Source organism: Microcoleus sp. MON1_C1 (assembly GCF_036701945.1).
In the GTDB taxonomy this organism is placed as follows: domain Bacteria; phylum Cyanobacteriota; class Cyanobacteriia; order Cyanobacteriales; family Microcoleaceae; genus Microcoleus.
In genome coordinates, this window is record NZ_JAUBRO010000009.1 from 1 (window position 1) to 14,529 (window position 14,529).

At 46.0% G+C, this 14,529-nt stretch carries 10 protein-coding genes; 2 read left to right on the forward strand and 8 right to left on the reverse strand.

Annotation, left to right across the window (positions count from 1 at the left end; translation table 11 throughout):
- Window positions 1-336: 336 nt before the first annotated feature.
- From ilvN to QUA62_RS06875, 4 genes are all read right to left on the reverse strand, one after another.
- A complete protein-coding gene (gene ilvN / locus QUA62_RS06860) occupies window positions 337-855 on the reverse strand; it encodes an acetolactate synthase small subunit (RefSeq protein ID WP_039887977.1) in 519 nt (172 codons plus the stop codon).
- A 405-nt stretch (window positions 856-1,260) separates the two neighbouring features.
- Window positions 1,261-2,073 carry a carbon-nitrogen hydrolase family protein gene (locus QUA62_RS06865; RefSeq protein ID WP_333403207.1) on the reverse strand — a complete coding sequence of 271 codons (813 nt, stop codon included), beginning with the start codon at window positions 2,071-2,073 and terminating at the stop codon, window positions 1,261-1,263.
- A gap of 259 nt (window positions 2,074-2,332) precedes the next feature.
- Window positions 2,333-2,461 carry a photosystem I reaction center subunit IX gene (gene psaJ / locus QUA62_RS06870; protein WP_106151078.1) on the reverse strand — a complete coding sequence of 43 codons (129 nt, stop codon included), beginning with the start codon at window positions 2,459-2,461 and terminating at the stop codon, window positions 2,333-2,335.
- Between the two features lie 117 nt (window positions 2,462-2,578).
- Window positions 2,579-3,067 carry a Photosystem I reaction center subunit III gene (locus QUA62_RS06875; protein WP_333214796.1) on the reverse strand — a complete coding sequence of 163 codons (489 nt, stop codon included), beginning with the start codon at window positions 3,065-3,067 and terminating at the stop codon, window positions 2,579-2,581.
- 330 nt (window positions 3,068-3,397) lie between these two features.
- Here QUA62_RS06875 and tsaD point away from each other — a divergent pair, with 330 nt between their 5' ends.
- Together tsaD and QUA62_RS06885 are read left to right on the forward strand one after the other, a co-directional pair.
- Entirely contained in the window at window positions 3,398-4,471 is a 1,074-nt protein-coding gene (tsaD, locus tag QUA62_RS06880) for a tRNA (adenosine(37)-N6)-threonylcarbamoyltransferase complex transferase subunit TsaD (protein WP_333403208.1), read from the forward strand.
- 109 nt (window positions 4,472-4,580) lie between these two features.
- A complete protein-coding gene (locus QUA62_RS06885; protein WP_333287512.1) occupies window positions 4,581-5,069 on the forward strand; it encodes an N-acetyltransferase family protein in 489 nt (162 codons plus the stop codon).
- Between the two features lie 293 nt (window positions 5,070-5,362).
- On the opposite strand, the gene QUA62_RS06890 is transcribed toward QUA62_RS06885, so the two are convergent.
- From QUA62_RS06890 to QUA62_RS06905, 4 genes are all read right to left on the reverse strand, one after another.
- Window positions 5,363-6,103 (reverse strand): HAD family hydrolase, encoded by a 741-nt coding sequence (locus QUA62_RS06890; RefSeq protein WP_333403209.1) that lies wholly within the window; start codon window positions 6,101-6,103, stop codon window positions 5,363-5,365.
- 241 nt (window positions 6,104-6,344) lie between these two features.
- Window positions 6,345-10,565, reverse strand: a complete 4,221-nt coding sequence (locus QUA62_RS06895; RefSeq protein ID WP_333403210.1) for a chemotaxis protein CheB — start codon at window positions 10,563-10,565, stop codon at window positions 6,345-6,347.
- 225 nt (window positions 10,566-10,790) lie between these two features.
- Complete coding sequence (locus QUA62_RS06900; RefSeq protein ID WP_333403211.1) at window positions 10,791-12,200, reverse strand: adenylate/guanylate cyclase domain-containing protein; 1,410 nt, start codon at window positions 12,198-12,200, stop codon at window positions 10,791-10,793.
- Between the two features lie 997 nt (window positions 12,201-13,197).
- Window positions 13,198-14,325: a 30S ribosomal protein S1 gene (locus tag QUA62_RS06905; RefSeq protein WP_333287504.1), complete on the reverse strand. Its 1,128-nt coding sequence runs from the start codon at window positions 14,323-14,325 to the stop codon at window positions 13,198-13,200.
- Between the last annotated feature and the right edge of the window lie 204 nt (window positions 14,326-14,529).

A 14,529-nucleotide genomic window follows, 5' to 3' on the forward strand; every position in this document is an offset into this window, starting at 1 on the left:
TTGGCGACAATTACTAAAAACCGGGTGCAACCTAAATTGGGGGGTGTTTCAGTTAGCTTTGATAAGCTGACGATACCCAGTCCTTTACAGCAAAAAGCTTTCGATTTACTCGGGGTTTCCCTGACTTTGTAGTCATGTATGGGGTGAGGGTTCTCACCCAGTTCGACCGCTGCCAGGGGGTTTGAAAACTCTCGCGATCAAGCGTGAGGGGTAAGTTCCGTTTAAATAATTAATAGCCAACAATTAATTAATAACCCATACAAGTTAACCGTGAACAGTCAACCGTCAACCGTCAACAGTGAACAGTCAACAGTCAACAGTCAACCGTCAACTTCCTTAAAGTTTCGCTTCCAAAGACTTGAGAAACTCAGTATTGACTCCCGACTCTCGCGTCAGGGCAATTTTCCCAGTACGAGCAATTTCCTTAATCCCAAATCTATTCAGAACCTGGACGATCGCCACCATTTTACCGGGATCTCCCACAACTTCCAATGTCAGCGTATCATCACCAATATCCACAACTCGCGCTCTAAAAATTTGAGCTAACTCAATTATCTCCGATCGCGTCCCGCTAGCAGCATTAACTTTCAGCAACATCAACTCCCGTTCCACACAGGGAATTTCCGTTATATCCTGAACTTTAAGCACGTTAATCAACTTGTACAGTTGCTTTGTCAACTGCTCGATAATTTGGTCATCTCCCGGTACAACCATCGTAATCCGAGACACTCCCCCTTGTTCCGCCGGGCCAACGGCCAGACTTTCAATATTAAAACCCCGACGGGCAAACAAACCAGCAATTCGAGTGAGGACACCCGCTTCATCTTCAACTAAAACCGAAAGAGTGTGTTTCATTTATCCCAAAAAGACGCATTTCGTGCAATTCTACTTTCGCCAATTCGCCTTTTAGCAGAAGTGCACGCCCATTGAACCTGCATTAGATATTTTATCGTGAGTTATTGGCCGTTCATCTCCTGGGAAAAAAACCCTCGATCAATTTCGCTTTTACCCGTCTCGATCCCCCTAAATCCCCCTTAAGAAGGGGGACTTTGATAACACTCCTGTCCCCCCCTTCTTAAGGGGGGTTAGGGGGGATCGGCTTTATCTCAACCGTAAACCCGCCCCAACTCAGTTCTGGGCGCACACGATCTAAGTTTTTTTGTGTACGAACCGACACAATTCCTCGCTCGAATAAAAACTTTTCAGGTCTTGTCGTTGACGGGGACTGAAATTTGGAGATTAATTAATCTCCAAATTCCTTCAAATAAAAACCCGGTGTTGCAGAGATGGCATCTGGCGGCGGACTTGTTCTAGTCGATCGGGATTAATTTCTGCGATCGCCACACCCGGTTCCTCTCCAGCATCCGCCAAAACCGTACCCCAAGGGTCTATAATCATCGCGTGACCGTGTGTTTGACGGCGGCCGTAGTGGCGGCCAGTTTGTGCCGGGGCAATCATATAACAAGTATTCTCGATCGCCCTAGCTTGCAACAAAACCTTCCAGTGATCCTTGCCAGTGTAAGCAGTAAACGCCGCGGGCACGAACAAAATATCAGCCCCCTTGTACGACAAATGCCTGTACACTTCCGGGAACCGCACGTCATAGCACACCGAAAGTCCCAGCGTCCCCAACTCCGGCGACACATAAACCGACGGCAAATCTTCACCAGCTTTCACAGTGTTCGATTCCCTGTAAGTAATGCCGTCGGGAACATCCACATCGAACAAATGTACTTTTCTGTACCTTGCCACTTCAGTGCCGTTTGGGTCTACCAGCAAACAAGTATTGTATACCTTCCCCCCTGCAGTCGGCACTGGAAATCCGCCGCCCAGAATCGTTACCTGGAACCGTTGGGCCATCGTTTTGAGGAATTTTTCGCTTTCGAGTCCGATCGCCTCTGCTGAAGCAATCTTTTCCTCCTCTTCTCCCATAAACGAGAAATTTTCTGGTAAGGAAACTAACTCCGCACCCCGACGCACTGCCAGGTCGATTAATTCCTCTGCCTGAACCAAATTTTTTTGCAGGTCAGGCAAGCTAGTCATTTGAATTGCTGCGGCGATATAAGACTTCATCGATTCACAATATTAGTCATTAGTCATTTAGTCATTAGTCATTAATCATTAGTCATTAATCATTAGTCATTGGTAACTAATTTGATAACTAAATAGTTGATATCCTTGGATTTTACCTATTTATGCGCTGTCTAGCATGAACGGGTATGGTTTGAGAGTTTTGATATTTGAGTTTTAAATTAACTTGTAACTCATCATTCAAAAATCAAAACTCTCAACTTTTAACTCCTAGGTTTTGCAACCTAATTTCCCTCAAATCTTAAGGCATCGGATGGAAAAGCAGGTCGGGGAAAAAGCGGTTAAATTCAATTAAAGCCGCGCCTTGAATAGATAGCCAAAGGATAGCCAATACTGGTGCGGTCGAAAGAAACTTGACAAAGTATTGCATGAATTCTGCTCCTGAAAATTCGAGACAGTTGGTAATTGCCGATCGGTCTACGCCTAATTGCTACTTTGCAGTTAATTACTTAACTGTTAGCTATTAGCTCTTGTCCATTTCCCAATTTTAGCGGGGGGAAACAGTAATTTCGTCTTCCTTGGCAAACATTTCACCGCTGGTGATTGATGTGATAGCTGCCAGAGGCCATAAAACGCCGCTCAGCATACATTTGATTGCCAAAGGAACGTCGATAATAATCTCTTTTTCCTCTGGTGTTGCTGATTTTTTGGTAACTTGCAGATAAGAACGGCCCACCCAACCAATCCAACCTGCCATATACAAGAACAGTATGCTAGGAATCAAAAAGTCCCCTGCTCTGCTCAAGTTGCCGTCTACGATTAAGTGCGGGTATCCTTCCGGGCCGCACATAGCTTGAGAATAGCGATCGAATCTTGCTTTCGCAGATGCCGGGTCGCCATTCGTAGAACGCGCATTTTTAGCCAGTTCCTGGAATTCGGGAGAGTCTTTGCACGGCACTAAATTGTAAGCCGAAGCAACTGGAGCAAAACTGAACCAGACACTCAACACTAAAATTGCAGCAAACAATCGTCGCATGGAATTGTTTCCTTTTGTTACAAAACAATAAGTTTTTGTACAAGCATTTCAACTTGCCAATCTGGAACCCAGATTACCGTGTTTGTTGACAGTGTAAAGTATCCATCATTGATGCGGCAAATCCCAATAGAATGAGGGATTCGCGTTTTGATAGGTCAATGCTGAGCTAGCAATGCCGCGAGGATATTCCTTCATTGCATCAGATGATGGCCTTACCTGTCGATCGGGCAAAAATCCCTTAACAATAACCTGAGTACAGGTAGAGCGGGGGACTTGCGCCGAATTAGTTAAGCTAGCAATAACTAACCTATCAAATAAAATTACCAGTTAATGGCAACCATTTTCGCAATCGAAACAAGTTGTGACGAAACAGCCGCAGCAATTGTTAAGAATCGTCAAGTTTGCAGCAATGTTGTAGCATCGCAAATTAAAATCCACGAGGAGTTTGGCGGGGTAGTGCCGGAAGTCGCTTCGCGGAGTCACCTAGAAATGCTCAATCAGGTAATTGCCCAGTGTCTCGGCGAAGCAAACCTGAGTTGGTCAGAAATTGACGGCATTGCAGCGACTTGTGCCCCCGGTTTAGTAGGTGCATTGTTAGTCGGGCTGACAGCGGCGAAAAGCTTGGCAATAGTCCATCAAAAACCTTTTTTAGGCGTCCACCACCTCGAAGGGCACATCTACGCTTCTTACCTTACCGAACCCGACTTGCAGCCACCGTTTTTGTGTTTGTTAGTTTCCGGAGGACACACTAGCTTTATTTATGTCAAAGATTGCGGCGTTTATGAAACTGTAGGACACACGCGCGACGACGCTGCCGGCGAAGCTTTTGATAAAGTTGCAAGACTGTTGCAGCTAGGATATCCCGGCGGGCCGCTGATTGACAAATTGGCCGCCCTTGGCAATCCCCAAGCATACCCTCTACCAGAAGGCAGAATTTCCTTGCCTGGTGGCGGCTACCATCCTTACGACAGCAGTTTTAGCGGCTTGAAAACCGCAGTTTTGCAATTAGTACAGAAACTCAAGAAACAAAATAACAATGGGGGTGCCGAAGGCGTCTTGCCTGCCTCTACAATTAATGATATTGCGGCCAGCTTTCAGGAAACAGTAGCCAAGGGTTTAACAAAAAGAGCGATCGACTGCGCCGTAAATTTCGGGCTTACCACTATTGTAGTGGGGGGCGGAGTTGCAGCAAACAGCGGACTGCGAAAAAATTTACAAGCAGCAGCCACAAAACACAACTTGCGAGTATTGTTTCCGCCGTTAAAATATTGTACAGACAACGCAGCAATGATCGGCTGTGCGGCGGCAGAACACTTGCAGCGAGGACACACATCGCCGCTGACTTTGGGAGCAAATTCGCGGATGGCCCTCAGCGATATTATGGAACTGTACAAGAGTCATTAGTTATTAGTCATTAGTTAACAGTTAACAGTTAACAGTCAACAGCCAACAGTCAAAAGCCAACAGTCAAAAGCCAACAGCCAACAGCCAACAGTCAACCCTCAACCCAACGATGAAAATCCGCGACGCAGAAGACAGCGATTTGCCAGCAATTGTCGGAATATATAACGCAGCAATCCCGGGCAGAATGGCCACAGCAGATTTAAAACCAGTCTCAGTCGAAAGCCGCCTCCCTTGGTACAGAGAACACTGCCCCACTTCCTGGCCGATTTTGGTAATGGAATCAGAACAAAATATTGTTGGCTGGCTGAGTTTTCAGCTTTTCTACGGACGCGCCGCCTATCAGCATACAGCAGAAGTTAGCATCTACGTCGCACCCGATCGCCAACGCTGCGGAATCGGACAAAATTTATTGCAATCGGCAATTGTGCGGAGTCCAGAATTGAAGCTTAAAACTCTCATAGGAATAATTTTTGCTCACAATCAGCCGAGTGTAAGATTGTTTGAGAAATTTGGCTTTCAGCGGTGGGGATATCTGCCGCAAGTTGCCGAACTTGACGGCGTTGAAAGAGATGTCGTAATTCTCGGTTTGCGTTGTTAGCTGTAGGGAAACGGCAATGCTTTTTATCGTGTTAACTTAAGATTAAAAACCTTTGTATCTCTCGCTTATAGCCGAGGCCAGATCCCCCTAAATCCCCCTTAAGAAGGGGGACTTTGAATGCTCTTTCTTGTCCCCCATTCTTAACGGGACGAAACAGAAGACTCTTCCCCGTTAAAAAGGGAGACTTTGAACACTCTTGTCCCCCCCTTCTTAAGGGGGGTTAGGGGGGATCTGGACTCAGCTACAAGCGAGATTTTCCCCAGCAAAACCTGCCCCGGCGATGTGATGTTTGCTCAATCTGCTAAAATTTTAATTTCATCCAAAGATGCGATCGCCACATCCGCATTTTCCAAATGACTAACCTGGGCCTTCCCCCAACAAATCCCGATACACCCAGCCGCGCCCGCATTTTTACCCATCTGAATATCGCCCGCTGAATCTCCCACCATCAAAGTTGCTGCGGGATTTACTCCGAGTTTCTCACAAGCTTCCAAAAACAATTTCGGATCGGGTTTGTGAACCGTTGAATCAACTCCCATTTCTAACTGAATGTAGTCACCTAATGCGTGGTGTTTCACAAATTTCTGCACAACCTCCGTCGTAGCAGCCGAAAGAATTCCCAGTTTTAAACCCGCTTCCGAAAGATATTTCAGCACCTCCAGACTGCCGACAAATAAAGGAGAAACAGCACTATTTTTAAACATTTCGTCAGCTTCGTCAAAAGCGCGGCGCGCAATAGTTAAAGATTCCAGCCATCCCCTGCCGGTTTCCGCGATGTATCCCGCTGCAACAATCTCATTTTCCCTGCGACTACCGACTGCTAGCAAGCCCGTAGGGTCAATGCTGCAGCCTTCGATACCGAAAGCCATTTGTAAAGGCTCTCCAACGCCCGGAATTTGAGCGTCTGCGAGGCGCGATCGCTTAATCCCCAACAGTCTCAAAAATTCTTGAGAATCCTCTAGAGTGCCGTCTTTGTCAAAGATTACGGCTTCGATATTTGAGAAGGTAATACCCCGACATTTAATATTTACCAAGAATCTGAACTCCGTAATTTTTATATTTTTTTCTATTTTCCCATATTGCGCTATTTTTGGCAATTCTTAATTGCCCGCAATCGTTGTGTTACTACAAAATCCTGATACAACATTAGACATCTCCAATAATTATTTTGGAACAGCCCTCTTGCCTGTTCACAACAGGCTTTTTTGGAGATGACTCTTGTTGTGTCCCTACAAATTTAGGACACAACATTGTTTTGTCCCTACAATCAATAAATTAAAACCGTCCCGCTAAATTGGCAACCATTAATGCTAGTTGAACGGGCTGCACGGGTTTGGAAATATGCGTTTGAAAACCCGCTTCGATCGCCCTTTCGCGTTCTTTATCGCTCGCATAAGCAGTCAGCGCAACCGCTGGGATTTCTCCTCCGGCTTCTGCAGCAAGAGTTCGCACTTCTCGAATTAAGAAATACCCATCTCCCTCTGGCATTCCGATATCAGATATTAACACGTCATATTTGCCGGGATTTTCAGTCAAAGCAGCGATCGCACTTCTGCCAGATGCAACCGTCAAAACCTCAGCCCCGTAGCTTTCTAGCACAAATGCTAAGAGTTCGCGCGTATCGCTCCGATCGTCTACAACTAAAACGTGCAAGCCTTCGAGAGAGGGGACAATATCGGTAGAGGCTTTCAAAGGCGCAGCCAAAGCAATTGTTTTTAAATTGATAGCCGATGTCAACTTTTGAGGCAAGGCTACCAGCGGCAATTTCAGAGTCATTGTACTTCCTTGTCCCTCACCCGGACTATCCGCTTCCACCGTTCCTCCGTGCAATTCTACCAGATGACACACGATCGACAAACCCAATCCTAGCCCTTTATTACCCTTGACGCTGCTGGAATCGCCTTGATGGAAACGATCGAAAATATACGGCAAAAAGTCTGCCCGAATGCCTTTTCCCGTGTCGCTAACTCGAAGTTGAGCGTAATTCTCGATCGCCGACAGCGTTACTTCCACTCCTCCTCCCGCCGGAGTAAACTTAATTGCATTAGACAGAAGATTCCACACAACTTGTTGCAATCTATCAGCATCGCCTAAAACACTGGCAGAACTCAACTGCGAAACAACTTGAATATTTTTGGCATCTGCTGATAATTGAACCCCATCCAGCGCAGCTTGCACCACCAAAACAAAATCCATCAAACTGCTATCAAGAGCGAGCTTGCCGCTCGTAATCCTGGCAATATCTAGGAGATCTTCGATTAACTGAGATTGCGTCCTAGCGCTGCGCTCGATCACTTCTAGAGCGCGATTAGCCGCTGCTTCCTTAAGCACGCCGGAGCGCAGGATTTGTGCCCATCCCAGGATCGGAGTCAGGGGATTGCGGAGCTCGTGGGAGAGATTGGCGAGAAATTCATCTTTAGCACGGTTAGCACTTTCTGCTTGTTGGCGGGCAAACTGTTCATGCTCCAATAACTGCGCTCGTAGTATCTCCAACTGCTTGCGCTCGGTGATATCCTCGATCGACAACAGAATCATTAAAGCTCCATCTTCTCGTTGAAGTTTACAAGCATTAAGCAGCATGGTTTTGGGCCCGATGTGCTCAAATAGGTGCTCCAACTCAAAGTTTTGAAGCTGAATATCACTAACCAGAATATCTTCCAATATCGATCGCAATTGAGGGATATTCCACTGCCCGTTTCCTAGCTCAAACAGCGAAGATTGCGCTGTTTCTGAGGATGAAACCTGAAAGGTTTCATAGAACGAGCGATTTGCTTTATTCACCCGGAAATTAGCATCGAGCGCGACTAAAGGCGTTTGCACAGTTTCCACGATAATTTCAGCGTAATTTCGGGCTTGCTCCAAGGTTCTGGCACTGCGTTTTAGAGAATCAATATCGATCAAAACCATCACCACACCATCAATCTGGTTTTCCGTTGTGCGGTAGGGACGAATGCGGAGATTGTACCAATATCCCGATAAAGTTTGAACTTCTTGTTCTTGTGTCTGGAGAGTATCAATCACCTCCCAAATCATCTGTTCCAAGTCAGGAACGTCAAGAGTCGATCGGATGTCGCTAAAAGGTCGTCCAATATCTGTGGGAATCAGATTAAAAAGTGCCTGCGCCGTTGGCGTAAAGCGTCGAATCTGTAAATCGTTGGCCAGCATTAAGACAGGGATATTGATACTAGCAAGCAAATTTGTGAGATCGTTATTGACCAGGCTTTGTTCAATATTTCGACTGCGAAGTTCCTCGTTAGTGGTGGTGAGTTCCTCGTTAGTGGCTTGAATCTCTTCTTTGGCAGTTTCTAATTCTTCGTTGGTGCTTTGCAACTCCTCGTTGCTCGATAGGATTTCTTCGTTCGCAATTTTGAGGTCTTGGTTGAGATTTTCCTGATCCTGGATCAGCGATTGCAGGTGCACTTGAGCATCAGTTTTTTCTTGGTTAGCGGTGGCAAGTGCCTGCTTCAGGCACTTATTTTCAGAAGCTAAATCATCTTGATCGCAGCTTTCAGAAGTGACGATGCGGAAATTGAGCACTGGCGGTAAAACCTCTTCAAGTAGCAGTAAAAAATAGCGTGCTGTGAAGGTGTGCGGCTGGAACGGCATCACCTCAATATTGACGATAGTCGATCGTCCGCCCGATTCCACAACAACCCTTTCTTTCCTAACGGTTACGTTCTGCGTCTGGGCCTGATAAATTGCGGTGCGAAGCTCAACAAGCAAGCCTGGCCTTGCCATTGTCAGCAAGTTTAAGTCCGGCGTTCCGGCTGCCACTCTCAAGTAAGGATCGATGTCTCCCCGCACTTGCAGGATTTTCATCTCCTCGTTAACAAGCACACTGGCTGGGGCATAGCGATTCAAAATCAGTTGCTCAGTTTCTCGCTGCAAGTCCCAGCTATTTATCAAAGTTTCTTCATTCATTTCCTGTTGTTGAGCAGCTTTAACGACGGGATAGGAACTCGGGGTAAACGAAAAAGTGGGACGAGTCGCGGTCAACTTTTTGGCATAAATTTTATTTTTTTTATCGACTGTAGTAAATAATGATGAAAATTTTCCGGTGCTCTCAGAAGTGCCTAACAGGAGAAAGCCTGTTGGGTTAAGACTGTAATGAAAAATCGGCATCACTTTTTTTTGCAATGACTCTCCCAAGTAGATCAGCACATTGCGACAGCTAACTAAATCGAGATTGGAAAAAGGCGGGTCGCTACCTAAGTCTTGTCGGGCAAATATACACAGTTCGCGGACGGCCTTGCGGATTCTATAACCACCTCCTGCTTCGGGGCGAATAAAGAAGCGAGTACGCCGTTCTGGTGAAACGTCTACCATCTGGTTTTCTAAGTAGAAACCAGACCGGGCTTTGCCGATCGCCGCCTCGCTGATATCCGTGGCAAAAATCTGGATCGGGGGCGGGATAACTCGATCGCCCAAAAACTCTAACAAGCAAATGGCGATCGAATAAACTTCTTCACCTGTGGAACATCCCGCCACCCAAATCCGAATCGGAGCATTTGCCGATTTATTTTGGGTAATCGTGGGGAAAACCACCTCTTTTAACTTTTCAAAGGCTTCGGGATCGCGGAAGAAACTGGTAACGTGGATCAGGATTTCTTCATACAAAGCTGTGACTTCAGCCGAATGTTGTTGAAGGTGTGTGGCGTAATCATCCAAGCTCTCCAGCTTGTACAATACCATCCGCCGCTGGATGCGTCGAGCGATCGTGGTGGGTTTGTAGTGGCTAAAATCAACGCCTGTGGTCGATTTCAGCAGTGCAAAAATAGTTGCCAGGGCATCTCCCGGTTGGGGCGATTCCTCAACTTTTGCTAGGGAAATCGGGTCAGTGAGAAGGGGACTGTGACTATAGTTTGCCAGTTCCTCGGCAATTTTTTCCGGCGTCAGAACAAAATCGACATTCCCTGTAGCAACAGCGGTAGTCGGCATACCATCGAATTTTGCCGTGTCTTGGGATTGAGCAAAAGTCATGCCTCCGGCTGCTTTGATTGCCTTGAGCCCCTCTGAACCGTCTCCGTCTCCCCCGGATAATACTACGGCGATTGCTTTGTGGCCGCGATCGAGCGCCAATGATGTAAAAAAGGCATCTCCCGGCATATATTTGCCATAAATCTTCTCGCGAGGGGATAGTTGCAGCAAGCCTTTACATACCACCATCTTGGTGTTGGGCGGAATAACGTAGACTTGATTTGGCTCTACAGCTACGCCGTCTTGTACCTCATTCACAGGCATTTGCGTCGTTCTGGCGAGAATCTCGGTGAGCAGGCTTTTGTGATCGGGCGCTAAATGCTGAATCAGCACAAACGCCATACCCGTATCGATCGCTAAATGGCTGAGTAACCCCGTGAATGCTTCCAACCCTCCTGCTGAGGCGGCAATCCCAACGATGGGAAAGGGGGCGTCGGTGACGGCTGATTCTTCGCTGTCGAGGGCGGCTGCTGCGATCGATGCGGGTGTATTTTCTAGAGATAATTGAGGAGAAGTCATGATGAGAAGTCCTCGACTTCAGTTATTGAGCGGCCAACATCTCTGGTAAGGATGCCGCTGATTAATTCCGACTATTTTTGTCAGAGCTTACGTAAGTTATCGGCATTATGAACCTCCATTAAGGATGATCTACACTGTTGAGGTCATTATCTGAGCGCGATCGAAGAACTCTGGTAGCGATTATAAGAAGAGACTGGCAATAACCAGGTATATCTGCTTACGTACTTAATTTCTTTCAGCTACCAGTGTAGGAGACAGCGCGATTACTGATTCCGTATTAATTCTAGCAGTATAGGCGACTTGTGGGCCTTGTATGCCCTTTAAATCTTCAACACGTTTTTGAATTTCGGACACTCCAGCAGCTTTTAATGCTGTTAAAAATGCTTGGTCGCTGTAAACATCTTCGGAAAACGAAACTTCGCCACTTTTAGAAAGATTTTGCAGGCGGGCGGCTTTGTTGACTGTGGAACCAAAATAGTCTAGCGAGTTATTAAGATTTACGAGTAAAGCCGTATTTCGGTGAATGCCAATTCTGACTTGAATCCACTCTGCTTGCGGGCGAGTTAAATTGTACTCTCTGAAACGGATCACAGCAGCGGCCGCTGCCATAATTGCTTGTTCGTTGCTGATAAATGAAGCCATGACGGCATCGCCGATGGTTTTAATGACTTTACCGCCAACTTTCTCGATCGACTCAAAGAAAATTTCAAAATGATCGCGCACAATATTGTAAGCTTTAGTATCTCCCAGCGTTTCGTACATTCTGGTAGAACCGGTAATATCGGTAAACATAATAGTAATCGCCCGAATCTTGACTCGCTCTCTTTCCGAGATTACTTGATCGCCGAACAAACGCTTATAATCTGGGTGATGAAGCAGGTGGATTCCTGATAGCCGCAGGGGCAGTTGTTCTAATCTCAGTTCCTGGGGCAATTCATCTGAATGCAAAATCAGCCCCGATAAATTGTGATCGGTATTAGTTAGTTCGAGCTTAACTTTTCCCGGACGCACGGCTAGCTCTGTTTTGTCAAAATCTGGGCCGGCTAACTGCTTGAGTTGAATTTCTTGTATGGCTTCTGTTTTTTCGCCTTCAACCTTTAAAATCCCTTTAGCTAAAGTGAGGGGACAGCAGTACCGATATCGACCGTTTTCTAAGGTAACTATCTCCGATTCAGTGCAGTATAAAGGCGTTACCAGTTGCAGTTTGCTCTGGAGTACGGGAGGGGGAGCGCAGACGGGTCGCAGTTGCGGGTCTTCGATTTCTTTGTTTAGAGAAAAAGTAACTTCGACGCGATCGAGCAAATCAATTTTAAACTCGCGCTCGCACATCGGGCAAAAAGACAATTCTGATGTGTCTGCCAAATCCTTGAATTCGTCTGTAATCATGTTGCAGTGCGGGCAGTGAATATCCCAGTGCAAGTCGAAGGCACCGGCTTTCACTCCGTGCAGAAATTCGGAAGTAATTTTTTTAACATTCTTGACTGTATCCCCTGCTACGTAGTAAGGATTAATTCTCAATCTCTGCAAAATGTGGGAACCGGTTAACCAATTTCCGATTTGGTCGATCGTTCCTTTGCTAGCATTGGGACGTTTTTTTAGCTGTTCTAATTTTTCTTTTAATAGTTCGATGTTCATGATCCACTTGCCTTTGAGCCTCAGGGCAAGAAATTTATAAGAATTTTGTTGTATACTTTGCTCGTCTGGTTGGTTCTGGCGTGAGAATTTTGATGAGTTTGCACCTGTGCGGATTTCTCTGCCCTTGATAAATCTTAACAAATTAGCACCATGAAGGCCATGCCTATTTAGGCAGATTGATCGCGCTGTCATTTGTTTTAATTCAAAGTGCGATCGCTGCATCGGTCTACAGAAATATCTTAAATCTCGGTAATTAAGAATTGGGAATTGGGAATTGGGAATTGGGAATTTTCAACCGCCCAGCAGCGACTAATATCGTTTCCGGTGGCATCGGAATAATAAAATCGAGTCAACAGTTAACACTCAACCATTCAGTTTTGCGACCCGCCCGTCAACAGTCAACCTCATTCCGGTGTAACCGGAAATGATATTAGATTTTAGATTAAATAATTGAAGCATTGACCCCACGGATAAATTCGGGCGCTTGTTTATCGGAGACAAGTTTTTTATTTCTCCACGGATGAATCCAGGGGCTTGTATGCTGGATGCTTTCGGTCAACAGTCAATCGATTTTAGATTAAAGATTAAAGATTAAAGATTAAAGAATTGAAGCATTGAGCCCACGGATAAATTCGGGGACTTGTTTATCGGAGACACGTTTTTTATTTCTCCACGGATGAATCCAGGGGCTTGTATCCTGAATGCTTTCGGTCAACAGTCAATCGATTTTAGATTAAAGATTAAAGATTAAAGATTAAAGAATTGAAGCATTGAGCCCACGGATAAATTCGGGGACTTGTTTATCGGAGACACGTTTTTTATTTCTCCACGGATGAATCCAGGGGCTTGTATCCTGGATGCTTTCGGTCAACAGTCAACAGTCAACAGTCAACAGTCAACAATAATTCCGGTGCAACCGGAATTGATATAATAATTAATGACTAACTCAAAAAAAAAAGAGGGAAAATTCCCTCTTTTAATCACACTAACTACGATATTATTCTTCCGTCGCAGGAGGGATTTCTTCCTCTACATCTAATACTGCTTCGGGTGCTGCTTCGGGTGCTGCTTCGGGTGCTGCTTCGGGTGCTGCTTCGGGTGCTACTTCGGGTGCTACTTCCGGCAGATCCTCTTCCATTGCTGAGGGCACATCTTCGAGTTCGTCGGAGAAGTCATCATCAGCATCAGTTGAGTCTACAGGAACGTCTATGCCTGCTTTAGCTTGCTTTTGAGCGAGCATTTTCTCCCGGAACTTAGCTGCCATTTCCTCAGCTTTTTCGTACACCAATTCGCGATTTTTGACCATCGCGCCCGGTTCCGGTTCCAACTGCTTGGTGGAGAGAGAAATCCGGCCCCTCTCGGCATCCAAGTCAATGATCATCACTTTCACTTCGTCGTTGACATTGAAGACGCTATGAGGCGTATCGATGTGATCGTGTGAAATTTCCGAGATGTGCAGCAAGCCGCTGACGCCGCCGATGTCGATAAAGGCACCGTAAGGCTTGATACCGCGTACTGTACCGATGACGACTTCCCCGACTTCGAGGCGGTTCATCTTGCGCTCAACTAAGGCGCGACGATGACTCAACACTAGGCGGTTGCGGTCTTCGTCTACCTCTAAGAATTTTAATGGTAATTCTTCGGCGACTAATTCTTCCTTCGGTTTGCGGGTACTTATATGAGAACCGGGAATAAAGCCTCGCAAGCCTTCTATTCTCACGAGTGCGCCGCCACGGTTGGTGGCAAATACTTGCGATCGTACTGTGGCATCTTCTGCTTGCAGTTGTCGCACTCTTTCCCACGCCCGCATATACTCGATGCGCCGGATGGACAGGGTTAATTGTCCGTCTTCATTTTCATCGGTGAGGATGAAAAATTCTCTAGTTTCGTTTGATTGCAATACCTCTTCAGGGGTTTCGACTCGATTGATCGACATTTCCTGAATGGGAATGTACGCTGCTGTTTTAGCACCGATATCAATCAGAGCGCCCCTCGGTTCTATACTAAAAACTGTACCCGCTACTACATCGCCCGGGCTAAAGTGATAGTCATATTTATCAAGTAGGGCTGCAAAATCTTCGTGAGTAAAGCCGATGTCTTTGACTGTGGTTTTGAGATTGACCATGCGAATAGTTTCCTAGGATTTCTCTCCTTCATGTTTTTCGTTTGTGCCGGCAGATATTAGAGATGTTGGTGAAAAAGCGATTAACTTTTTTCCAAATCTTTTACTAAAGTCAGTTTTTGCTAACTTTTGCCGGGTGCAACTGCACACCAGCGCTTGCCATTACTGTTACTCCATACTCTGTGTTAAAACGTTTAATCTTAACAT